Annotated in this window: 22 protein-coding genes and 2 pseudogenes; 8 read left to right on the top strand and 16 right to left on the bottom strand. The window is 39.2% G+C overall.

Features of this window, described 5'->3' with window-relative positions:
- Positions 1–21 precede the first annotated feature (21 nt).
- From MBEAL2_RS10570 to MBEAL2_RS10535, 8 genes are all read right to left on the bottom strand, one after another.
- A complete protein-coding gene (locus tag MBEAL2_RS10570; RefSeq protein WP_047152279.1) occupies positions 22–1,764 on the bottom strand; it encodes a methyl-accepting chemotaxis protein in 1,743 nt (580 codons plus the stop codon).
- Positions 1,765–1,921: 157 nt separating this feature from the next.
- Entirely contained in the window at positions 1,922–2,899 is a 978-nt protein-coding gene (locus MBEAL2_RS10565; RefSeq protein WP_047152278.1) for an ornithine cyclodeaminase family protein, read from the bottom strand.
- Between the two features lie 271 nt (positions 2,900–3,170).
- Complete coding sequence (locus MBEAL2_RS10560) at positions 3,171–4,505, bottom strand: MFS transporter (protein ID WP_047152277.1); 1,335 nt, start codon at positions 4,503–4,505, stop codon at positions 3,171–3,173.
- A gap of 91 nt (positions 4,506–4,596) precedes the next feature.
- Positions 4,597–4,968 (bottom strand): Rieske (2Fe-2S) protein, encoded by a 372-nt coding sequence (locus MBEAL2_RS10555; RefSeq protein WP_047152276.1) that lies wholly within the window; start codon positions 4,966–4,968, stop codon positions 4,597–4,599.
- Positions 4,968–6,098, bottom strand: coding sequence for an amidohydrolase family protein (locus MBEAL2_RS10550; protein WP_047152275.1), 1,131 nt, complete (start codon positions 6,096–6,098; stop codon positions 4,968–4,970). The genes MBEAL2_RS10555 and MBEAL2_RS10550 overlap by 1 nt, the downstream gene beginning before the upstream one ends.
- 57 nt (positions 6,099–6,155) lie before the next feature.
- The gene (locus tag MBEAL2_RS10545; protein ID WP_047152274.1) at positions 6,156–6,368 is read right to left on the bottom strand and encodes a hypothetical protein; all 213 of its coding nucleotides are present in this window, start codon (positions 6,366–6,368) and stop codon (positions 6,156–6,158) included.
- Between the two features lie 295 nt (positions 6,369–6,663).
- Positions 6,664–8,136 carry an alpha-ketoglutaric semialdehyde dehydrogenase GucD gene (gene gucD / locus MBEAL2_RS10540; protein ID WP_047152273.1) on the bottom strand — a complete coding sequence of 491 codons (1,473 nt, stop codon included), beginning with the start codon at positions 8,134–8,136 and terminating at the stop codon, positions 6,664–6,666.
- 94 nt (positions 8,137–8,230) lie between these two features.
- A complete protein-coding gene (locus MBEAL2_RS10535; protein ID WP_082129889.1) occupies positions 8,231–9,493 on the bottom strand; it encodes an iron-containing alcohol dehydrogenase in 1,263 nt (420 codons plus the stop codon).
- A 367-nt stretch (positions 9,494–9,860) separates the two neighbouring features.
- Here MBEAL2_RS10535 and MBEAL2_RS10530 point away from each other — a divergent pair, with 367 nt between their 5' ends.
- The 3 genes from MBEAL2_RS10530 (at position 9,861) to MBEAL2_RS10520 (ending at position 13,268) form a co-directional block, all read left to right on the top strand.
- Positions 9,861–10,760, top strand: a complete 900-nt coding sequence (locus tag MBEAL2_RS10530; RefSeq protein ID WP_047152272.1) for a LysR family transcriptional regulator — start codon at positions 9,861–9,863, stop codon at positions 10,758–10,760.
- Between the two features lie 282 nt (positions 10,761–11,042).
- The gene (locus MBEAL2_RS10525) at positions 11,043–11,825 is read left to right on the top strand and encodes an IclR family transcriptional regulator (RefSeq protein WP_047152271.1); all 783 of its coding nucleotides are present in this window, start codon (positions 11,043–11,045) and stop codon (positions 11,823–11,825) included.
- A 201-nt stretch (positions 11,826–12,026) separates the two neighbouring features.
- The gene (locus tag MBEAL2_RS10520) at positions 12,027–13,268 is read left to right on the top strand and encodes a CynX/NimT family MFS transporter (protein WP_047152270.1); all 1,242 of its coding nucleotides are present in this window, start codon (positions 12,027–12,029) and stop codon (positions 13,266–13,268) included.
- A gap of 1 nt (position 13,269) precedes the next feature.
- On the opposite strand, the pseudogene MBEAL2_RS30150 reads toward MBEAL2_RS10520, so the two are convergent.
- Positions 13,270–13,562 (bottom strand): annotated as a pseudogene (locus MBEAL2_RS30150) (ATP-binding protein); the annotation flags it as partial.
- 274 nt (positions 13,563–13,836) lie between these two features.
- Here MBEAL2_RS30150 and MBEAL2_RS10515 point away from each other — a divergent pair.
- Entirely contained in the window at positions 13,837–14,193 is a 357-nt protein-coding gene (locus MBEAL2_RS10515; protein ID WP_047152269.1) for a DUF2512 family protein, read from the top strand.
- A 466-nt stretch (positions 14,194–14,659) separates the two neighbouring features.
- Here MBEAL2_RS10515 and MBEAL2_RS10510 read toward each other — a convergent pair whose 3' ends face one another.
- Positions 14,660–14,860: a cold-shock protein gene (locus tag MBEAL2_RS10510; protein WP_047152268.1), complete on the bottom strand. Its 201-nt coding sequence runs from the start codon at positions 14,858–14,860 to the stop codon at positions 14,660–14,662.
- 591 nt (positions 14,861–15,451) lie between these two features.
- Between MBEAL2_RS10510 and MBEAL2_RS10500 the strand changes: the two genes are divergently transcribed.
- Positions 15,452–16,291 (top strand): STAS domain-containing protein, encoded by an 840-nt coding sequence (locus MBEAL2_RS10500; protein WP_047152266.1) that lies wholly within the window; start codon positions 15,452–15,454, stop codon positions 16,289–16,291.
- Between the two features lie 193 nt (positions 16,292–16,484).
- Here the strand turns inward: MBEAL2_RS10500 and MBEAL2_RS10495 are convergent, their stop codons facing one another.
- Together MBEAL2_RS10495 and MBEAL2_RS32240 are read right to left on the bottom strand one after the other, a co-directional pair.
- Complete coding sequence (locus MBEAL2_RS10495; RefSeq protein ID WP_047152265.1) at positions 16,485–16,997, bottom strand: DinB family protein; 513 nt, start codon at positions 16,995–16,997, stop codon at positions 16,485–16,487.
- A 364-nt stretch (positions 16,998–17,361) separates the two neighbouring features.
- Positions 17,362–17,526 (bottom strand): hypothetical protein, encoded by a 165-nt coding sequence (locus MBEAL2_RS32240; protein WP_173427705.1) that lies wholly within the window; start codon positions 17,524–17,526, stop codon positions 17,362–17,364.
- 315 nt (positions 17,527–17,841) lie between these two features.
- Here MBEAL2_RS32240 and MBEAL2_RS10485 point away from each other — a divergent pair, with 315 nt between their 5' ends.
- From MBEAL2_RS10485 to MBEAL2_RS10475, 3 genes are all read left to right on the top strand, one after another.
- Positions 17,842–18,411: a manganese efflux pump MntP gene (locus tag MBEAL2_RS10485; protein ID WP_047152263.1), complete on the top strand. Its 570-nt coding sequence runs from the start codon at positions 17,842–17,844 to the stop codon at positions 18,409–18,411.
- Positions 18,412–18,597: 186 nt separating this feature from the next.
- The gene (locus MBEAL2_RS10480) at positions 18,598–19,239 is read left to right on the top strand and encodes a cell wall hydrolase (protein WP_052947655.1); all 642 of its coding nucleotides are present in this window, start codon (positions 18,598–18,600) and stop codon (positions 19,237–19,239) included.
- Between the two features lie 457 nt (positions 19,240–19,696).
- Positions 19,697–19,963 (top strand): hypothetical protein, encoded by a 267-nt coding sequence (locus MBEAL2_RS10475; protein WP_047152262.1) that lies wholly within the window; start codon positions 19,697–19,699, stop codon positions 19,961–19,963.
- A 167-nt stretch (positions 19,964–20,130) separates the two neighbouring features.
- Here the strand turns inward: MBEAL2_RS10475 and MBEAL2_RS30145 are convergent, their stop codons facing one another.
- The 4 genes and pseudogenes from MBEAL2_RS30145 to MBEAL2_RS10465 form a co-directional block, all read right to left on the bottom strand.
- A complete protein-coding gene (locus MBEAL2_RS30145; protein WP_439644853.1) occupies positions 20,131–20,343 on the bottom strand; it encodes an STAS domain-containing protein in 213 nt (70 codons plus the stop codon).
- 11 nt (positions 20,344–20,354) lie between these two features.
- Positions 20,355–20,497, bottom strand: a pseudogene (locus tag MBEAL2_RS30140) (6-phosphofructokinase); the annotation flags it as partial.
- Between the two features lie 14 nt (positions 20,498–20,511).
- Positions 20,512–21,492: an ROK family glucokinase gene (locus MBEAL2_RS10470; RefSeq protein WP_047152261.1), complete on the bottom strand. Its 981-nt coding sequence runs from the start codon at positions 21,490–21,492 to the stop codon at positions 20,512–20,514.
- A 72-nt stretch (positions 21,493–21,564) separates the two neighbouring features.
- Entirely contained in the window at positions 21,565–22,407 is an 843-nt protein-coding gene (locus tag MBEAL2_RS10465) for a sugar phosphate isomerase/epimerase family protein (protein WP_047152260.1), read from the bottom strand.
- Positions 22,408–22,417 lie beyond the last annotated feature (10 nt).

Raw genomic sequence — 22,417 nt, 5'->3', positions numbered from 1 at the left:
ATGCAATGCTAGTGCATTTTTTTAAAACTTAAATTTCACCGTTAGCTTTTCTAGTTCTTCAGACATTTTTGATAAAGTGGTGGATAATGCCGTTACCTCTTCCATTGAAGCAAGCTGTTCTTCAGCAGAGGCAGCAATGCTTTGTGAACTCGCTGAGGCTTGTTGGGCGATACTTGCCACGTTCTCCCCACTTGCTGAGATTTCTTGTACACTCGCTGATATTTGCTGAGTGACGCTGGCTAATTCCTCAATTTGTTGTGAAATTTGGCTTGTCGAGCTTAAGATGCCGTTAAATCTTTTTTCCGTTTCATTTGCGATTTCGATTCCAGACACGACTTCCCCTTTTACTTTTCCCATTGTTTGAATGGTTTGTGCCATATCCTTGTGTATTTCTTCAATTAGCTTTGAAATTTGACCGGAGGATTGGTTGGATTGATCCGCTAACTTACGTACTTCATCTGCAACCACAGCAAATCCCCGACCATGTTCCCCAGCACGGGCTGCTTCAATCGCGGCGTTTAAAGCAAGTAAGTTAGTTTGAGCAGAAATATCCGTAATCACATTTAACATTTCCTCAATTTCTTTGGTCCGTTGATCTAAAAGCCGAATGACAGCATCCGATTCATGTACAGAGGAACTAATCAAATTCATTTGTTGTACGGTCTTTTGCACAGCTATCCCACCTATTTTAGCGGTTTCTGCAGTATCTGCGGAGGTTTCTGAAATTGTCGATGTATTCTCAGCGATACGTTGCATTCCAATCGATACTTCTTCAAGAGAATTTGTTGTTTTTTGTAGAGCAATCTGTTGTTCTTCCGCTCCGCTTGCGGATTCCTGTATGGCAACGGTGATTTGCTCGGTTGCTTTGCTTGTTTGTTCAGCACTTTCTTTTAAATCCCTAGAAGAGATAGCGACCTGCTGGGAAGAAGCATTCACTTCACGAATCAAATGCTTCATATTTTTGACCATATTATTAAAATCTTTCGCCAGTTCTCCTACCTCATCTTTTGATTTTATTTGTACCTCTTCAACCGTAAAATCTCCTTCAGCTACTTGATTCAGATTCTTTGCAACAAGTAGGATTGGTTTTGTGAAACGTGTTGAGAAATAGTAAGCAATAGCAACACCTAGGATAACAGCGATTGCTCCGATAACCAAAACAAGATACAATACTTCATTAGCCCCGCTGTTAAACTCGCTAAGATAAGCTCCTGTACCAACAATCCATCCCCAATGCGGCTCCAATTCAACATAAGAAACTTTCGTTTCCACTTTATCTGTACCTGGCTTTTTCCATTTGTAAGTTAAAAACCCGCCGCCGCTTGTTCCTTTCTCAACAATTTCTTTCCCTATCATAACACCGTCTTGGGTCTTAACATCCATTAAATTTTGTCCTTCATTTGCCGCATTCATAACAGAAATGGCATCCTTATTCTGAGCAAATGCATAGCCCGTCTGTCCAACGGTATACTCCTTTTTTGTAGGACGACCATTTTCAGCATTTTTTTCGCCTAATAATTCTTTCCGAACTTTTTCCTGTGCTTCTTCTACTGTTAGGTGTCCTGCTTTTACTTGCTCATCCATAAGAGCAATTATTCCAATGACTAACTTAACATTATGTTTAAGTTCTGTTTTACCATTTTCATCTAATTTACTTTTTGTTGATTGATATGTGCTTACTCCAATGATAACCGTAGGGACTAACAGAATTAATAAGCATAAACCGATTAACTTGGTTCGTAGTGACTGCAATGTGATTTTCAATGAAGCTTCCCCTTTTTTATTAAAATATTGACTCTTAGCGGCTAGGTAGTTTTCATTAGTTATTTTGAAAACAGACAAAAAATGATTAAATAACAATGACTGTAATTAACTATACCTTAGGTCCTTTATCTAAGAATCCGTTATATTCATCTTTTACTTATAATTGAATGGTAGTTCCTACTTTATTTTTGATTGCTTTTTCATAAAAATATTTTGCTACTACAATATCTACCACCGCTAGTCCTACCGATTTAAATACAGTGATTTCTCGATCGTTTTCTCTTCCCTTTCGTTCTCCGTTCACGATTTGACCAAGTTCTGCATGAATATTGCTTTCCTTAAAAACCCCTTCTTGTATTGGGATTTGCAAATCACCGGTTTCCTCAAGTGCTGCTTCCTTTGATTCCACCACTACTTTATCAGCTGAAGAGATAGTATGAGAAGGTAGTTCTTGCATCGTTGGCCGGAATGAACCAACGGCATTGACATGAACCCCACCTTTCAAAGGGGCTGAAAAAACCGGTGAGGAAGAATTTGTTGTAGTCACAACAATATCTGCTGCATGTACTGCTTGGTTTGGATCTGTGTACACTTGTACATGTTTATTAAATTTTTCTGTAATGTACACCGCAAAGTCATGTGCTTTTTGCTCGGTTCGATTGTAAAGTGCAATTTCTTCAATATTTCGAACGGCAAGTACAGCCTCAGCTAGACCTTTCGCTTGTTCTCCTGTACCAATAATACATAACTTTTTTGAATCCTCACGGGCTAAATATTTGGACGCTACGCCTGATAATGCACCCGTTCGGATCATCGTTAAATACGAACCTTCTAAAAGGGCGAGAGTTTCTCCTGTGTCAAAATCCGATAGCATCACAACCCCGTTGATTATTTTTTTTCCTAGTTTTTTATTATTGGGGGCTACCATCACCACTTTTAATCCAAGGCTGCCAAACTCTTCAACTACGGAAGGCATTACTAATGCAGTGTTTTGGGAATTAGCAAATGGCAGAGCGGTACGAATAGGAGTGATTGTTCTTCCTGCGGAAAATTCCTTTAAAGCAACAGCTACGTATTCAATAATCTCATTCATGTCTACTAAGCTTTTTTGTTCATCAGCTTTTATGACCAACATGATTCCTCATCCTTCCCTATTCTTTATTAGGATGTAATTTAGCTCTTTTTCTTAGTTGAAAGATTCGCATTATTCGCTGGCAAGTTTATTCTTATTAGGTCCCCCGCAATATTTATTAGTTTTACAAAATAAACAGCCAAATAATATGGCTGTTTATTTACCACTACTATCTTATTGAACGACATTTTAGACTATTGAAAAAGTATATGAGATGAATTCATGTAAGGAATGGGAACCGGGAAGATATCCAGCCCATCACATCTTTTACATCTTATCCTGTTATTACTTCTACTTCTTGGTGCTTCCTAGTTTCTTGATTACTTCTCTCAAAATCAAGGTCTTTGGTTTCTCGGGTGCAGAAAATCGCGATGAGAGAAATCACTCCGAGGAGTATGATATAAATCGCAACAGGAATCCATGAATTGTTATAACTGCTCATGAGTGCAGTCGCAACCAGTGGAGCTGTGCCTCCAGCCAATGCTGCTCCAAGCTGATAGCCGACTGTTACACCTGTGTAGCGAACTTTTGTACTAAATATTTCAGAAAACAAAGTCCCAAGTACAGCCGTAACCGGTGCCCACAATATGCCTAACCCAATCGTTGTTGCAATGGTTAACCATACGGTCGAGCCTAACGAAACCAAATAGAAGTATGGAAACATATATAAAGTCATTGCAATCATTCCACCGATGAAAAGGGGTTTTCGTCCTACTTTATCAGAAAGAGAGCCCATAATTGGTATCAGGATGGTCGAAACCAGTGTTCCGATTGTGACGGCACTAAGCACTGAGGCAGTAGAATACCCGTGCCCCTTAGCATAACTGATAACAAATGTCGAGAAAATGTAAAATGGAGCCGTTTCTCCAGATTTTAATGCTACGGCAATCAGCACAGATTTCCAGTGGTAACGGAACGTGTCGAGGAGAGGAACCTTGGAGATGTTTCCACTCTCTTTAGCTTCTTGAAATTCAGGTGTTTCATCAATTCCCTTACGGATCCATAAACCAATGAAGACGAGCACAGCACTTAAAATAAATGGAATGCGCCAGCCCCATGCTAAAAATTGGTCTTCAGGTAATGCCGTCATCGCACTAATCGATAACGTACCAAGAAGCAGGCCAACGGTCACTCCTGTTTGTGGTACACTTCCATAGAACCCTTTCTTTCCTTTCGGTGCATACTCAGTCGCGAGCAGCAAGGCACCGCCCCATTCCCCTCCGATCCCAAGCCCTTGTATAAGCCTTAACGTAATAAGTAGAATCGGTGCCCAAATACCAATCGTTTCATAAGAAGGTAGCAATCCAATTAAAACCGTGGCACCTCCCATTAATGACAAGGTAATAACGAGCGTTTTCTTCCGGCCGATTTTATCGCCAATGTGACTGAAGACAACACCACCTAACGGGCGAATAAAAAACGGAATGGCAAACGATGCGTATGCGAGAAGTAAACCAACGGTAGGATCTGCAGAAGGAAAAAACATTTTATTGAATACAAGTGCGGCAATGGTTCCATAGAGAAAGTAATCATACCATTCAATTGAACTTCCTATCAAACTCGCAAAAAGAGCTTTTGTTGACGTTTTTTTTGATGGTTGCTGTTCCATAAATAAAATTCCCCCTTTTAGGCTGTCCTTGATTTTCGAAACGTCGTTAGCAGCCTATTCGTAGAAACACAAATCCCTTATGCGTATACTTTTAAACATGGACGTATAGATTATTATCTTTAATGGAGACATCGAAGCGTTCCACTGTTACTTCATAGCTCTTCGTCCTCACCTTTGGATCGACGATCATGCACCCCGTCTTAATATCAAATTCCCATTGGTGCCAGGGACACCGTACAATCTCGCCTTCCCGTTCGTATTCAAAATTTCCCGGACCTGAAGAGGTAATCAAGGCTGTCGTAATCCCGGTACAAAGAGCCGCTCCCTGATGCGGGCAGGTGTTGCGGATGGCAAAAAATTCTCCACTAATATTATAAACACCGATGCTTCGTCCGTTTGCTACAACGATCTTTTTATCTCCTTCAGCAATCTCAGATGCCTTTCCTACTAGAAAACCAGACATTATTGTGCACCTTCCTTTCTAGCTCCCCTTGCTGGCAGTCCATATAAGTCAGCCGCATTTTGATAAAAGATTTTCTCCCATACTGAATCCTCCAGTTTTGGAAACGCTCGTGTTGGAGAATCGAAATCCCAATGTGGGTAATCACTGCAAAACATGACGGTCTCATCGGCATAGACAGCGCTCATCATTTGCTTGAACATCTCTGGATTCGGCGTCGGCTCTAATGGCTGTGAGGACACTCTCACGTTGCTTCGAAAATATTCACTCGGCTTTTTCTTCACCCATGGCGTTTGGAACCTCAGGCTTTTCCAATCTTCGTCCATCTTCCATAAATAAGGTGCAAGCCAGAACACACCAGCCTCCTGAAGGACGACCTTCAAAGTTGGGAATTTCTCAAAGACTCCTTCATAGATGAAACTTGCTAGGTGTGCCGCCATCACCATCGGTCGACTCGCCCGATACTCCGGATAATAGGAAACATAACCTGCGCCCGTGTTAGGCCCGTTAATGCCGACCCCTTCCATCAGTACGTGAATAGTAAAAGGAAGATTATGCTCAACACAAGCCTCGTAAATCGGATGATAGTACCGGTGCCCATATGGCTTTTCGGCTCCGCTCGACACGATGACTTGAACCATGTCCGGGTGTGAGCCGACACGGTGAATTTCTTTTGCGGACTGTGCCGGATCCTGCTTTGGAATAAACACGGACCCTTTCAGCCTGCTATCCTTGGCCAGCCAATGCTCTAATGTATATTCATTAATCGCGGAACTGACCGCTGCGGCGTAATCCAAATCAGGCGTCGCTTGACTCGAGTAATCGCTACCAGTTAATACCCCGTACTCGATATTAAACGGTTCCAATAATTGTTTTCTCATGAAATCCAGGTCACTGCCGGGGAAGCCGCCACTCGGAGGAGTGGAATCGGTCATCTGACCAACTTTAACCCCACCGTTTAGATATAACGAGCCTGGGAGTCGCCATCCCCACAAATCGATTTGGTCACGGTAGACTCTGGGCAAATAGTTTTTGATTTCATCAAGTGAGGTATAATTATGGATGTCAACATCAATAATACTGCGGTTTGTTTTGGTTCTTTGTGCCGGTTGTTTCGTTTCGGTAACTTGCATTCTTTTTCACTCCTTTGGTCAATGTAACCTTTGTAAAGGTCTTCTTAATTTCACTTCCTACTTACTAGATAAGTAGGAAGGTATGGTCCAGCCTTTACTTAAATCCATTCGATTTCCTTGGTGTTCGTTGTGATTTTCTTTTAATGGATAAGAGGCAAAGGATGGATACCCAAACTCAAGAATGTCATGGCAACGGTAGCAAAGCTTCTTCATTAAATCTATCTCTCCTACTTCTTTGTTACATCTTAGGCAAACCTGAAAACTCTCCATTTTAATACTCCTCCTCTTTATCCCTTCTATACAAAGAACGATTAATACATCTCATTGGGTTAAAACTTCTATCACCTTGAATATTGTCAATCTAATTGTTAATGAAAACTGCTATTTCTTATAGAAAAAGCACCAAATATTTTTTTCGTGTTTACGCTTACAAAGATCTTCAGGCTGAATAGGTTTAAGAATTAAAAAATGATAGCCAAATCCGAAGTTCTTACTTTCCTCTTAACATTTAACTGACATACTCCCTATGCCCTAAGCAAGGGGTTTATTCAACCAGGTAAAGTGATTAAGCTTTTACAAAAACCGTTTTAATTGCAGTGAAAAATTCAATAGCAGCTTGCCCTTGTTCACGAGAACCAGAACTGGATTGCTTCATGCCGCCAAATGGAGCCTGCAATTCGACACCAGCACTTTCCGCATTAATACGAACAAGTCCTGCATCCATTTCATTGATAAAGGAAAGCATGTTCCCAATATCCTTAGTGAAGATAGAGGCACTTAAGCCATACTGAACATCGTTAGCAATTTCAAGTGCTTGTTCGATGGTATCAACCTTAATGAAGGCAAGTACAGGTCCGAAAATTTCTTCTTGAGCAATACTCATTTTGGAATTTACATTTTCAAACACAGTAGGTTCTACAAAAAATCCATGCTCTAAACCGTTTGCTTCTATACGTTTGCCACCATGAAGAAGCGTTGCACCTTCCGCAATCCCTTTTTCAATGTAGGAAAGTACAGTTTGTAATTGATTTTCGCTTGCACATGGGCCCATCCATGTTTCTCCCTGCAATCCATGGCCTACCTTTATTTCTTTTACCTTCTCAAGAAGTTTTGCTTTAAATTCCTCGTATACTTCACTTTGAACAATGACGCGGCTTGTTGCTGTACATTTTTGGCCGGTGGAACGTAATCCACCGTTGATAGTGGCTTCAACCGCCTGGTCAAGATCAGCATCATTAGCAATGATGACAGGGTTTTTCCCACCCATTTCAAGTTGGTATTTTGCACCCCGGGCTACAGCGCCCTGGGCAACAAGCTTACCAACCTGGTCGGATCCAGTAAACGAGATTCCATTAATTCCAGGGTGATCAATGATTCCTTGACCAATAACAGATCCGGAACCTGTCACGAAATTAAGGACACCTGCGGGTAGACCCGCTTCCTCGAAGCATTCTGCAATTTTCGCAGCCGTTACAGCTGCGTCTTGTGCAGGTTTAAAAACAACTGTGTTTCCATATATAAGCGCGGGTGCTATTTTCCAAATCGGGATGGCAGCAGGGAAATTCCACGGTGTAATCAACCCTACGACACCAAGGGGAACACGGCTCGTAAACATGAGAGCTTCACTGTCGGATGAAGGAATAACATCACCGATTTTGCGCATGCCTTCTCCTGCATAGTAACGTAGAATGGCAATCCCTCTTGCTGTTTCCCCCTTAGATTCAGGCAAGGTTTTCCCCATTTCTTTGGTCATACTTTCTGCAATTTCATCAATCCGTCTCTCTACTACATTCGCAATTTTATAAAGGTACTCTCCTCTTGCTGAACCCGATAATTTTCTCCATGATACCTGTGCTTCTTTAGCAGCAGCCACTGCCTGGTCCAAATCCTCTTTGCCCGATTTCTGAACGTAGCCTACAATCTCTTCTTTATTAGCCGGATTGATACTAGCGTCTACTTGATTGGTAGATGCAACTATCCACTCACCATTTATATAATTCTTGTACGTTTTTACCTTTGTTTCAATAATAGTATTCATCGTCTAAGTACCTTCCTTTCTCCTAATAGAACTCTGTCGCTATTTTGATTTAAAATCTAGACTTAGCTCATCCACTGTAAATAGCAAAGCCGTTTTATATCGTTGAGATAACGCCTGGACGAAGGACTTCCTCTGAACGATTGTTTGCCTCTATCGGAGCCAACGCCAATTTATTTGGACTCTCTGTTATAGAATCATCCAAAATACCGTAATAGGCTTTCTCAATCATCAACTCAATATCAGCAGGCTTTGTAAGTCTAGGATTTACGAACACATTTCCGCTTTTCATTGAATCCTCTATTAGTTTCGGTAAGAATTCTAGTGAAACTCCTAGGTCTTTTATATTAAGAGGAATGTTCATCGCTTGATTCATTTCAATTACAGCTTCAATTGCTTTTTCAGCTGCCTGGCTAGTAGAGAGTCCGGCAACATCCTTCCCTAAAGCAATCGCTATCTCCTTGTATTGCTCTGCGCATGCCGGTAAATTAAATTTCATAACAAAAGGCAATAAGGCTGCGTTTGCGATGCCATGTGGGATATTAAAGACGCCTCCAAAGGTATGGGAAATGGCATGCACGTTTCCTAAACGTGACTGTGAAAATGCTACACCAGCAATCAAAGAGGCAACAAGCATTTTTTCCCTACTCTCTATATCTGTTCCGACAAAATAAGCTTTTGTTAAATTTTCACCAATCATTTTAATGGCCTGCATGGCGAATCCCTGACTAACAGGATTAGCGGCTTTTGATGTATAAGATTCAATCGCATGTGTTAATGCATCCATACCTGTGGCTGCCGTAATTCCCTGGGGTAGCTGTAGCGTGAGGGCTGGATCGAGTATCGCCAGAGTTGGGAATAAGTACGGGCTAAGCACACCTAATTTAAATGAGGTTTCTTTGTTGGTTACGACTGTTGAATTTGTTGCTTCACTACCGGTCCCTGCCGTAGTCGGTATAGCAATGATAGGAAGTGGGGGAAATTTAATCTTTCCTACCCCTTCATAATCCAATATATGGCCGGGATTTGTGGCCATCAGTGCGATTCCCTTGGCCGTGTCAATACTGCTTCCACCCCCTACAGCCAATACTGCATCACTTTTGTAATGTTTAAGATACTCTGTACCCTTATGAATGGTTTCGGTTGATGGATTCGGTTCTACCTCATCATAAATATCATAGTTCACGTTTGCAGCCAGTAAAGATCTTTCAATTCCTTCTAGAAGATTGGCTGTCCGAACCCCTTTATCGGTTACGATAAGTATTCTCGTAATGCCTAATTCTTTAATCATTTCCCCTGTTTTTTCAGATATTCCGTTTCCGCTTTCCACTCGTGTAGGCATTAAATATGTAAAGCGCATGGTTACAACTCCCTCTCCATAAATTTTTTTTGGATTTTATTTTTAATGTTTAAATATTTTACTCTTTTTATTATTTATCAATAAAATTTTCTGTAAACTATATTCAAAAAAATAATAAGGTTGCAAATTTTGTTTTTGTAGATCATCAGTGACTTTTAGACTGTTATTTTTTTGTTGGTATTTACTTTTTGAAATTATGCTCCACTACAGGCGTGTCTTCCCCATTCACCTACCTTTCTTTAAGATAACTTTGCATAAAGAATTTAAGAAATGAGTACGTTTACAAACATAATACAAGGAATGATATAATCGGTCCATAAGAATATTTCGATTATTATAATCTTTAAAATCGATTTAGGAGGTCATTATGGAATTAAAACAGTTGATGATTTTTCAAACTGCGGCCCAAGAACTAAACTTTACACGAACGGCTCAAATTCTTTGCCTTGCCCAATCAAGTATCACAACTCAAATTAAATCACTCGAAGAAGAACTTGGCATTCCACTATTCGAACGATTAGGAAAACGTGTGATTTTGAGTGAAGCAGGTCACCGTTTTAAGGCCTATGCGGATAAGATCCTTGAGGTAGCTGAAGAATCAAAAGTTATTGTGGGAGCAAATGTGGAGCCCAATGGGGCATTGACTATTTGTGCTTCAGGAACTCAGTGCACATATCGTTTGCCCTCGTTGTTGAGTCAATTTCAAACTCGTTTTCCAAAGGTACAATTGGTTTTCCGTTCTGGAATATCTGAGGCGGATTTTGGTGGACTTCTTGCTAAAGGCTCCTTAGATGCTGTCTTAATATCAATGACCCCTATTATTTCAGAAAATTTAATCGTAGAAGCACTTGTTCCCGAACCGATTGTAATTGTTAGCCATCCGGATCACTTTTTAGCCCATAAGCCAGAGGTAACTCCTTTAGACTTGAATGGTCAGCCATTACTTGTCACTGAGGAATGCGATTACCGTCGTATATTTGAAGAATCATTGACAGAGGCAGGGGCTAAACCATTAAGCAAACTGGAATTTGGTGATATAGAAGCCATTAAAAAATGTGTTATTGCAGGTATCGGAATAGCTGCCTTACCTAAGATTGCGGTAGAGGCGGAAGTGAATCAAGGACGTATGGTAATACTGAAATGGATTGGATCTGACTTTCCCATCATAACTCAATTAGTTTGGCACAAAGACAAATGGATGTCCCCTGCTTTACGTGCATTTTTGGATGTAACACGGGAGGTAATTTTAAAAGATCATAGGTTATAAAAGCTGGGCGCTTTATGAAAAACTTACCCGGTCCCAGAAAATTTTCCCCCTGGGGAATTTGTCCTTTTTTATAATTTCTGAATGAGCCAAAATCAAGCAGGGATCAGTTTAACGAATCCAGAAAAATTAGGAAACCATAAATAAAAGTTATTAAAGTAATGAAAATTATCAAAACACAAGCTTGATTTTTTATTTTTATTATTTTAAGATTTATTCAAAAGAAATTTGGATAACGCCATTCACTAAATAGACAGATAATATTTTGCAAAAGGGGTGAGTTATTTGACAGAAATTAAACGTGTATCCTATGGAAATATTTCTCACGCATTAGATGTCTTATTATTTTTTAAAGAGCACGAAGATTGCAGTTTAGGTATGTTAGCAGAAAAGCTTGAACTCAAAAAAAGTTACTTATCAAAAGTATTAGATTCTTTAAAAGAAAAAGGATTTATTGCCCAAGATAACGATACAGGAAAGTATAAGTTAGGATTGTCCTGCTTAGAGTTGGGCACTGCGTTTGAAAATAGGCTGGATATTCGTAAAGTCACCCATCCGTACCTTGTTGAATTATCATCAACCACCCAAGAATTGGTTCACCTTGGAGTATTGGATTCTAATGTAGTTGTTTTATTGGAACGAATTATGAATCAAGAGTCAGGCTTGCGATTGCAATTCCATCTATCTTTAACATCCCCTCCCCATTTGACAGGACTGGGAAAAGTGTTATTAGCCTATAGCGACCAAACTATGGTTGAAAATTATTTATCAACTGCAAAATTGGAACGCTCTTCCGCTCATACGACTGTTGATCCCAACAAAATCCGTATGGAATTGGAGCATATAAGGCTTAAAGGTTATTATTTGTCATATGAAACATTTGAAAGCGGTATCTCTTGTATTGCTGCTCCTGTTTTCTCACATCGTGGTAACATCAGCGCGGCTATAAGTATTTGTGGACCAACGGTTCGGATTATGTCGAAACAAAAAGAGTTGGTTAGGCATTTGCTTGCAACAACTTCTACGGTAACTAACAAATTAGGACACAACCTCCAACTTTCCAAATGACAACAAATAACATTACTTAATGGAATGTTGACAGATAAAAATGGGGCGCCGACAATCGTTTATTCCTTTAAAACCTTTTCTTTTATCAAGCTGTTGGTCCGGTCTCCCCTTAACAGCTTGTTTTTGTTTTCTTCTTTCATTAGTCCGCTCCCTTTTAAAAACAGACTATTTTTATACCATAAAATGTAAAGGAGGGATTTCATGCTTTCAAAAGGTACTATCACCGATAAACCTACTTCTGCTCGCCTGGGAATTTGGATGCTCATCTTGGGAATTATATTTGCAGGAGCTAACCTTAGAGCTCCTCTTACAAGTGTAGGGCCCATTATTGAAACGATTCGCCAAGATACAGGGATGTCTCATACCCTGGCAGGCATGTTGACGACCTTACCATTGCTTGCATTTGCTTTTTTTTCACCCCTTGCTCCTAAAATTGCTCGTCGTATTGGATTAGAATACACACTATTTGGAGCCTTACTTTTATTAGCAGCAGGGATTATATTACGGTCTGTACCTTTCATAAATACGCTGTTTATTGGTACAGCTGTGCTTGGTATAGCCATTGCAATATGCAATGTGCTCTTACCTAGTTTGATTAAACGAGAGTTTTTAAATAAAGTCGGTATCATGACGGGTATATACGCAGTGTCTATGAATCTTTGGGGAGCCATTGCTTCGGGAATTAGTATCCCTATCACGCAAGGCATAGAGTTTGGATGGCGTGTTTCCCTTGCTTGTTGGGTCCTCCTTTCTGTCGTTTCCATTGTTTTGTGGATTCCTCAACTGCGTTCTCAATATCATTCAAAAAGTTCCCTTGATGCAAAATTATCTTTATGGCATTCTCGTCTTGCTTGGAACGTCACTTTATTTATGGGATTACAATCTACAGTTTTCTATGTTGTTATAACTTGGCTTCCTTCTATTCTCAATCAACAAGGTATAAGTCAATCAGAGGCGGGGTGGCTCCTATCATTAACCCAATTTGCAAGCCTCCCATCCACATTTATTGTATCGGTTCTGGCTGGTCGCAGTTCGAATCAACGTGGTCTAGTGGGATTCACTGTAATTTTTTTACTCCTTGGTTACATTGGTCTTTTTAGTGGAATCACTTCTTTAGCACCGTTGTACGTCATATTAATTGGCATTGCAATAGGATCAGCATTTGGTCTAGCTACTCTGTTCTTTGTTCTACGTACACATAATGCACATCAAGCCGCCGAGTTATCAAGTATGGCTCAATCTGTTGGTTATTTAGTAGCGGCAGTAGGACCAGCTCTCTTTGGATTTATACACGATATTACCAACAGTTGGACAATCCCTCTACTTATATTAATTGTAGGAGCCCTTTTTCTCTTTATTGTTGGCATGGAAGCTGGGAGCAGTAATTATGTAACCGCTCCAGAGAGCACTATCAAATCTAATTCGTTAAACGGGAAAGCTTAGTTCAGGAAACAGTAACAGGTGAAAGGGGAAGAAAGATTTCAAAACAGGTTCCCTCTCCTGGGTAACTTATAACTTTTATTCGCCCATTGTGATTTTCAATAATGTTATAGCTTACCATTAATCCTAAACCGGTACCTTTTTCTTTGGTAGTATAAAATGGTTCCCCTAATTTCGCGATTTTCTCTGGTGGAATTCCACATCCCTGGTCGGTAAATTTACTTTTACACTAACTATTCCTCCTTCTGGCATGGCTTCCATTGCATTTTTTAAAAGGTTAATAAAGACTTGTCTTAGCTAATTTTCTTCACATTCAATCTCCGTAGCATTACAAATGGACAAAAGGCTGCTTTTGTTCTTAGATAATTTGATGTTATCTTCACTGGTTTTTCCTTTATAAGGAATATTCTCAATAAATTATAAAACCGGGCCTCGGAACGGTAATATATGCATCTTCACGGTACATAGCAAATAAATCCTGCGGTTCACAATCCAGAGAGGATGTTTTTTTGAATAGAAATTACCTCAATGGAAAAATTAACATTGTAAACCATTTTAAGGAGAGATTCTATTGACTGGTTTTCTAATGAAAATAATTATGTGTCCCTTAGTCGTTGTCCTCGCTTCGTATGTATTCCCAAATGTAAGGTTCGCATCTGTTTATCAGGCAATTACTCTTGGGATTGTTTTAGCAATAATTGGGGCGATGATGGAGTATTTATTTTTACGTGAAGGGACACTTTGGATGAATACAATCATGGATTTTATTGCATCATCGATTATTATTTACTTGATGTCTTTATTTTTGACTGGAGCTAGAGTAACACTAACTGGTGCTATACTCACTGGCGTTCTATTGGCTGTTACTGAACATTTTTCCCATAAGTATCTCATCGAAAGCGGAAAAACAAAAAAGGAACCCATATAAATGTAATACCTCCCCCCAGTAGCACAACAGAAAAAAGGCTGTCTCAAAAGTCATGAGACAGCCTCACCCTTTACACGGGTGGTAACTACTCAGGCATGGACTAATAGGCTATTAAATGAATGATTCTATAGATGGACGAAAAAGGGTAGAAAACTGTTTCTTTCCATCTTTATGATACGCTTATGTCACTTATACGCATCTGCTTTCTCTTATAATCATCCAATTTTCTCTGGGTTAAAGGCCAGGGTCTGAGTAGTTACCGCGTGTGGTTAGAATTGATTGTTTTCATGTCAATCTCCTTAATATTAGTTAGTATTGTACACCTCACTGCCATCTGATAAAAAATTAACCGTACGCAATACCTCATCCCCTTATATTTTATTAATTTAATCATATCGTCTTTTTTACTTTTTTGGCAAAAATAAAAAACAGACCCTAAAATAGAGTCTGTCTATCGTTTCATTCCCTAGACTTTACGGACGTTTGTTGCTTGTGGGCCTCGCTGACCTTGCTCAATCTCAAACTCAACTTCTTGCCCTTCATCTAACGATTTGTACCCTTCCCCTTGAATCGCTGAGAAGTGAACAAATACGTCCTCTCCACCTTCAACCTCAATGAATCCAAAGCCTTTTTCACCGTTGAACCATTTTACTTTACCACGTTCCAATTTCATTGCCTCCTAGCGTGTAAAAACTACACAAAATAACAAGTTATTCTTGCTTCCATTATTATACCCAAGAGTAGCATTTTTAAAACAAAATACCCTTTGTAGAGGATACAAATATCACTACTGATTGCTTACTGACATATAAAACATTATCGAACGCAGGTAATTAAATTAATATTTTTTTCAACTATCCTCCCATTAGCACAACAAATAAAAATGACTTCCGAAACAGCCGTACTTTGCTGCTGATTCCCGTAACCTAATAAGAAATACCGGGCGTGCGCCCGGTCCTTTTTATTTCTTCACATCTTCAATTTTGTAAATATGCCCATGTATCCCTTCGTAATACTCCGGGTACATCTCTCCTCCACACTTTTCACAGCTAAACTGAGGCGGGACCGTAAGGTCCCCATCGTCCATTGCATCAAAAGAGCGAACCGTATCATAAGGAATTCCTTCCGTTTCATAGCACACCAAACAGACATAAAATACTGGTTTCATAATTATGTGTTGGTGGTATTAGGATTTAGTTAAGGGAAATTGAGATAGGAAATATCGGTTAGTACACAAACGATTAGGGGAGTGTTTACATTGGGTTTAATTTTTGAAGAAGGACAGGAGATAAAGGAGTTCCTTTTACAAAACAGACAAGTATTTGAGGGAAAGCTGTTATCAGAGGCACAAAATGTGAGAGGGAAAATTGAGGAAATTCAATTAACGGGTAATATTGACCTTTTACATAACGCTCATAAGGTAATCATGTACGTTGTCGGGCATCAAGATAAAGAATTGGTTGCTTTTGCTAAGCAAGAAGGAATCGCATGGGCAAAGTATAACTTGACGTTAGCACTCAAACTAGAATGGATTCACGCGATTCGAAGAACCTTGTGGGATTTCCTCTATCGCTACGAGAAGTTAAGCAGTAAATCTATTAGTAGTGAAGACTTTTATGACATGGAGAAAAAAATTAATGAACAAATCGACCATTTTCTGAACAACTTTTTCATCAGTTATTCAAAATATAAGGATGAATTAATTGAGGAGCAAAAAAGGTTGGTTGAAAACCTATCGGTTCCCATCATACCCATCTCAGGAACGATCTGTGTTTTACCTTTGATCGGACAGATGGATGCTTATCGTGTGGCTATGATAGAGGAAAAAGTATTAATGGAAATAGGAAAATTACAGATTCAAACCTTGATTATGGACCTCTCTGGGATTTCTCAAATGGAGGCTCTGATAGTGAATCATTTATTACGAATTATCGATGGGATTTCAATGATGGGAGGTAAAACCGTCATTACAGGATTACGCCCTGAAATGGTAAGGCAAATGATACATGAAGGCATCTCCTTTACAGGAATGGCAGATATGAAAGGGTCTTTACAGCAAGCATTAAAACATTATCTCATTGCTCCTTCAGATACCTAAACGCCATATATAATAAAAAAGGATGTTATACTTCCTTGACTAACAGGAATTAGTAATTCAACAACATTTGATAAGCTGCATTATGAAAATGAAGAGCCACCCCTGAATTAGGCTGGCTTATTTTCTGTGTACGTATACAAACATTCATTTTCGTTTTTACAAAAGTCACCCACAAAGTAGATGGATATATAGGCTAAGCCCTTGTTTTTAAATATAAATAAAGACCATAATCTGTCGAAACAGAAGCATAACCCATTTGTCGTAACATAGCTGTGATATTACCACGGTGATATGTTCCATGATTCACAACATGGGGTACTAATTCGGACACACTTGTTTTCATTAGGTCGCCAGATGGATTCTCAATTCCAAGAGACTTGTCTATATTTTCCTTTTGGTTAAGGAACGATTTGTATCGCTCGGATAACTCAAAAAACATTGTCTCCATTTCTTCTAATCCTTTTGACTCTGTTTGTTCTTTTAGTTGTTCAGCTAACATCAATGCATGGTTCATATTTTTACCAGAAAAAACTTCTATCCACCCAAGATCGGAAAGATAAACATGGGACAATACATTCGATATCGATGAAAACACACTTTGAACTTCTTGATGGTAAGCATCCTTTGGAAGCTCTTTTAATCGCTTGAAAATTTGTTTATTTGCCCATACGTTAAAATCATAAAACTGTAATGTAAAATGTGTCATTTGAATCTCCTTTGCATATTCAAAGAATTATCCCCGATATAGGGCCTCCTATTAAAGAAATTATTATTATTATTATTATATAACTAAGTGAATTACTGTCACCAGCGTTTTTATTTAAAAATTGATTGAGTGAATAATCTATACCGCTTATACAAATGAGAATCCAAGAAACTAATCGATTCGAAGGGCTATCTTGAAGGTATCGAACAGTCTGCCCGGGTTTAATCCATATCGTTAACCACGGATTCATGAGATTCGCATCCTTATCATTGAATTCATATGTATTATATACTAACCATTTTTTATCAGGCTTTACCATCATAACCAAAAATGCAAACCACTCATATTTGGTATTTCCGTTACCCTAACTTTTTGGTTTTTTAGTAAATTTGCTTCTTAATTTTAAAGATTGGTTAGCTCTTTTTCTTATGTAATAAGCAAGAAAAAAAGAAGCCAGAGGCAAAAGCACAAGTAACTGAATCCAATTCTCTGCACCACCAAAATATAGTCCAATTGGGAAGAAACCCATTTATTCTCCCCCTTTGTCCATTTATTTGTATCTAAGTAGAATACACTTACACAAAAGCACTTTATTTCGATAGATTCACTTCAAAAAATAGGCTTTCAAATAGGCTTTAACCTAGGACTAAACCAAAATGGGTACATATCCTGCTTATGTATGAATCTGGGGAAATGTACCCGCTATGCACAAAGGTAAATCACAGAAAGGAAATTATGCTTGGAAGACCTAATAAGACAAAATTATATAAAAATAAAACATGCATATCACAAGAGAGAATAGTGAATTTCCAGAGGTGGATTACAAAAAAGGGGGAATTATTAAATGGATTGGTTTAACGTTTTTATTGTTGCATGTTTGATTGGAATCGGAACAAATATTGATAATACAAGTATTGGTATTGCCTATGGAATGGAAAAAATAAAATTTCCACATCGGGTAAACATGGTTATTAATTTTATTGGAATTTGTACTGCATTTATTGGGGCATATATGGGTGAAGTGATTTCTAGCTATATTTCTGAAAATACAGCACACGTAGTATCTTTTATTGTATTTGTTGGAATTGGATTATCTATTTTATATTCTGCTTATTTACACCCTCGAATTTCGAAACAAATTTCTGATGTTGAACCAAAAAAACTTGGAATTAAACAAGGTATATTCTTAGGATTTTGTTTATCATTCACAAATATAGCCAGTGGTTTCGGTGCTACTGTTTCAAGCCCTATGTCATTGTGGATACCAGTGATAAGTATCGCTGTTTGGGGCTATATTATGATTTATTTGGGTAATGTTATCGGAATTGGGGTTATCTCCAGAGTCCTCAAGGGATATTCTTCATTACTGGCAGGCTTATTATTAATCGGAGTTGGAATTAATCAAATCATATGATGATATACTAAGTTTTGTATTATTCATTATTATAGCAAATACTCAATTGATACTATATAACTATTCATTTCCATTATCGAACAATATAAATGGAAAAATTCAGGGGATAAATACGTCTTTTTAAGGATTGTAGCCGTTTCCTACCTATTCCTATAATGAAAGGAAGAAAGGGAGGATGATTAAAATATGACAAAGCAACTCGCATTGCCCCTTATTTTATCTCTTTTCATTTTCGCATCGCTGGGCATTTACGGTAAAGCGGAGGCAGCCAGTCTAGAGAAGGGAACCCGTGGCCCTGAAGTGAGGGATGTACAATCCCGCTTAAGCAGCCAGGGGTATTTTTCTATTGTACCTACCGGTTATTTTGGTATTATTACCGAAAAAGCGGTCAAAAGATTCCAACGCAAACATGGATTGCAGGCGGATGGAGTGATTGGTGCAAGAACATGGAAACAGTTGAAAAAAAAGTCCGCAAAAGAAACAGATCTAGATCGGCTCGCACGCATTATTCATGCGGAAGCCCGGGGAGAATCTTTTAAGGGAAAAGTTGCGGTAGGAGCCGTTGTACTAAACCGCTTAAAAGCAGAGGGGTTCCCGAAAACAGTAGAGGGAGTCATTCACCAGCCGCTCGCCTTTACAGCTGTTGCAGATAACCAATACAGCTTAACCCCTAATCGTGAAGCGTACCGTGCAGCCCGAGCCGCCTTGAGGGGAGAAGACCCGACAAGAAATTCCCTGTATTATTTTAATCCAAAAATCGCTACCTCTTCCTGGATTTTAACACGAGGACAAACCGTGAAAATTGGAAACCACATCTTTGCCCAATAATTAATAAAGTACATATGGATAAAATAAACTACGATTATATTGGCTTCGATTAAATCAAGAACAATTAGCCGTTTGTTTATTTGGCAAGAAATGGATTAAAAGCCTTTCCTTTTTAAATGGGAAGGCTTTTTACACAATGGACTGGTATAGGATATAGCCTGTTTGTTTGTCATTTCATTTATCCCCTTACATAGTCCTGTTTCTATATCATACGAATTATTTAATACCACCAATTAGGCAAGGTGAAACTGGTAAATTATTACCTATTATGGTTTTTTTTATTTTTTAGGGGTTCAGTTGTGATACAGTAAAGGAAAATACAATCTAAATAGGGAATAGTGTTGTTTCATTATCTTTCAATAAATGTCTACCTATAAGGTTATTTACATCCGGTCTTTATTTATTTTTAGATAGGTGAATGGACTTATTCCTGCTCTTATAGAGCGGAAAGGAGCATATGACACAGATATTTGGAAGTCATAAATGCCCAAACTGCGATGAAAAATTTGATTGGACAGGTAAATTGAACAACCTTGTAGATGAAGAGATGCAAAAGCAAATCACAGGAAAAAAAGATTTACAGTATGCTCGATTTTCAGAAGGAACAGAGAGAGACTTCAAAGTAAATGTAAGATGCCCTTATTGTAACTATCCAGTTGAGTTTAATTATGGTGATAATAAAAAGGATCTGTTATCGTTTGTTGTTGATTTTGGGACCAAATGAATGGCTACCTATTGATATTAAATTATCTTACGAGTTCGTATCTGAGGCAGTGACAAAGGTGGCATCCAAAACAGCCAAATTAGCTATGATTACTTATGTAATATGACCGCTCTTCTATTCGAAAAGTTGAGAAGTTATCCTTGAGCACCAAGTTCGCGTATGGCTTGTTATACGGTAGCAAATGTTTGTAATGAGGACAAATCGACTCCAAGTCGAATGGCGACCTGGGCAAGTACAGGTCTTATCCCCGTTATAATAGAACGAACACCAAGTAAGCCAAGGACGTCATTAATCTTAAACAGATGATCGATTACCATAGTATCAAGCGCATAGAGACCCGAAAAATCAATAATTAAACAATGAATGCTTTGTTCCTTTATTCTTGTAGGTATATTAAACCATCGTATCCGTTTTTTACGCCATACACGTCCAATCCCTTAAATATTCCTCTTCTAATCTTCTAACTACCGCACGAATAGCGGCGTTCATTCCCGGTGCATCCCCGCCGCTGGTTAATACCGCAATCTTGTTCACTTCGGTTTCCTCCATTATAAATGGTTGTTTGTTAACCTCGTTTTCGCCAGCCATGCGCCACCGATAACCCCCGCATCATTGCCGAGTGTTGCGATGACTAACTCTACACCCTGCGCTACCCTCGGAAAGGCAAAACGAGTGAACTGCTCTTTCAGCGGTGTGAGCAATGTATCCCCTGCTTTTGAAACGCCGCCGCCGATCACAATTTTTTCGGGATTTAAAGCATTTGCGGTATTCGCCAATGCCAGGCCTAAATAAAGGGCGACCTTATCAATCACTTTGATTGCCACCCCATCATGCTCGTGAGCCGCATCAAACACTAATTCGGCTGATACTGTTTGATGCTCATTATAAAAATCCCTTAGCATTCCGGGTGTATTTGCAGAGGATAACTCTTCCATTGTTAAACGGACAATTCCCGTTGCCGATGCTATTGTTTCAAGACATCCTGTTTTCCCGCAATTACAGGGGGCCCCTCCTTCAGCAATAGAGGTCATGTGGCCAATTTCTCCGCCTGCTCCGTTTGTACCATGCACAATTTCGCCATTGGCAATAATACCGCCGCCAACACCCGTCCCTAACGTAACACATACTAAATCTTTTGCACCTTCCCCGGCGCCTTTCCACATCTCGCCAATCGCCGCGATGTTTGCGTCGTTGTCAACAATCACAGGTAATGACGATTCCATTTCAAGGCGATTTTTTAACGGGAAGTTTTCCCATCCTAAATTAACCGCAATGTCAATCGAACCGTTTTTCAAATTAACGGGGCCAGGAGCACCAATGCCAATACCGATTACCTTGCTTTTTGTTTGATCTAACTTATCTAATGTTTGATCAATCGATTTTGCTATATCGGTTGGGATATGATGCCCTTTTTCATTCTTGTTCGTACTGATTTCCCATTTATGAACAACCTCGCCGTTTTGATTGATAAACGCCATTTTAATTGTGGTACCACCTATATCAACACCAACAAACCACTTTTCATACATAGAAGTTCACCTTTCATGCAAAAAATAAAAGGCTGTTGAATATCAATTCAACAACCCTCTATTAATTTTTGATTAATACCCTATTTCAGCTAACTTTGCTTTGAAATATTCGATTGAAGTTCTTGCATACCAATCAGGTTCTGCTTGTCTGGTGTGGAATCCCACTTCCATTGACAGATAACCGTCATAATTAATATCTTTCAATGCCTTTAGCACCGCAGTAAAGTCGCATCTCCCTTGTCCTGGAGGCAGCCTGTCACTGTCAGCAATATGGACATGGTGAAGTTTATCAGCCATTCGATATACATAATCACTTGCCACTTCGTTTCTATACAAAGCATGGAAAGTATCAAACATCACTTTAACATTCGATTCACCTGTTTGTTCACTTAACAGCAAGGCATCATCTGCGGTTTCAATTAAGTTGCTGTCCGCAGGGGTCGGTTCAACTACTATTGTTACGCCAAGTTCTTTGGCATATCTTGCTACATCCGCTAAACCTTCTGCGCTATAATTCCAGGCATCCTTTTGGGCAGTTCCATGAACCACCCAGCCAGCAACCCAAATGACTGTCGGGCATTCCCATTCGTGAGCTAATCGGACTACTTCTTTATAATGGTTGATTGTGAACGCTCTTTCCTCACGTAGTGGAGAGCTTGGATTCATACCCGGTCCGCCCCCAGGTGCAGGAAGCATAGCCGATACTTTTAAATTCTTTTGTTTTAATAGTTTTAGTACTTCCTGTCTTCGTTCCTTCGATAAATAGTCAGGCCAGGCATGCGGGCTTGCGCACCCGATTTCAATGGCGTCATAACCAAAGGAAGAAATTCGGTTGATCACCTCGTCTAACGGGTAGGAAGGAACCCAAACTGGAAAACCGCTATAAGGCCAAGTATTGAATGAAATACCTTTCATATTTACACAT

Origin of the sequence: Aneurinibacillus tyrosinisolvens (assembly GCF_001015055.1) — a bacterium.
GTDB lineage: Bacteria > Bacillota > Bacilli > Aneurinibacillales > Aneurinibacillaceae > Aneurinibacillus_A > Aneurinibacillus_A tyrosinisolvens.
Note: the sequence above shows the minus strand (reverse complement) of the source record. Positions and strands in the feature narration are given on the sequence as shown.

What these genes read in the sequence shown, in the direction of transcription:
- MBEAL2_RS32240 (WP_173427705.1), bottom strand. Translation starts at nt 17,526, where the DNA reads ATGGGTTTCTTCCCAATTGGACTATATTTTGGTGGTGCAGAGAATTGG.
- MBEAL2_RS10565 (WP_047152278.1), bottom strand. Translation starts at nt 2,899, where the DNA reads ATGTTGGTCATAAAAGCTGATGAACAAAAAAGCTTAGTAGACATGAAT.
- MBEAL2_RS10535 (WP_082129889.1), bottom strand. Translation starts at nt 9,493, where the DNA reads ATGCGCTTTACATATTTAATGCCTACACGAGTGGAAAGCGGAAACGGA.
- MBEAL2_RS10555 (WP_047152276.1), bottom strand. Translation starts at nt 4,968, where the DNA reads ATGTCTGGTTTTCTAGTAGGAAAGGCATCTGAGATTGCTGAAGGAGAT.
- MBEAL2_RS10495 (WP_047152265.1), bottom strand. Translation starts at nt 16,997, where the DNA reads ATGACACATTTTACATTACAGTTTTATGATTTTAACGTATGGGCAAAT.
- MBEAL2_RS10480 (WP_052947655.1), top strand. Translation starts at nt 18,598, where the DNA reads ATGACAAAGCAACTCGCATTGCCCCTTATTTTATCTCTTTTCATTTTC.
- gucD (WP_047152273.1), bottom strand. Translation starts at nt 8,136, where the DNA reads ATGAATACTATTATTGAAACAAAGGTAAAAACGTACAAGAATTATATA.
- MBEAL2_RS10465 (WP_047152260.1), bottom strand. Translation starts at nt 22,407, where the DNA reads ATGAAAGGTATTTCATTCAATACTTGGCCTTATAGCGGTTTTCCAGTT.
- MBEAL2_RS10530 (WP_047152272.1), top strand. Translation starts at nt 9,861, where the DNA reads ATGGAATTAAAACAGTTGATGATTTTTCAAACTGCGGCCCAAGAACTA.
- MBEAL2_RS10550 (WP_047152275.1), bottom strand. Translation starts at nt 6,098, where the DNA reads ATGCAAGTTACCGAAACGAAACAACCGGCACAAAGAACCAAAACAAAC.
- MBEAL2_RS10560 (WP_047152277.1), bottom strand. Translation starts at nt 4,505, where the DNA reads ATGGAACAGCAACCATCAAAAAAAACGTCAACAAAAGCTCTTTTTGCG.
- MBEAL2_RS10485 (WP_047152263.1), top strand. Translation starts at nt 17,842, where the DNA reads ATGGATTGGTTTAACGTTTTTATTGTTGCATGTTTGATTGGAATCGGA.
- MBEAL2_RS10475 (WP_047152262.1), top strand. Translation starts at nt 19,697, where the DNA reads ATGACACAGATATTTGGAAGTCATAAATGCCCAAACTGCGATGAAAAA.
- MBEAL2_RS10545 (WP_047152274.1), bottom strand. Translation starts at nt 6,368, where the DNA reads ATGGAGAGTTTTCAGGTTTGCCTAAGATGTAACAAAGAAGTAGGAGAG.
- MBEAL2_RS10520 (WP_047152270.1), top strand. Translation starts at nt 12,027, where the DNA reads ATGCTTTCAAAAGGTACTATCACCGATAAACCTACTTCTGCTCGCCTG.
- MBEAL2_RS10470 (WP_047152261.1), bottom strand. Translation starts at nt 21,492, where the DNA reads ATGTATGAAAAGTGGTTTGTTGGTGTTGATATAGGTGGTACCACAATT.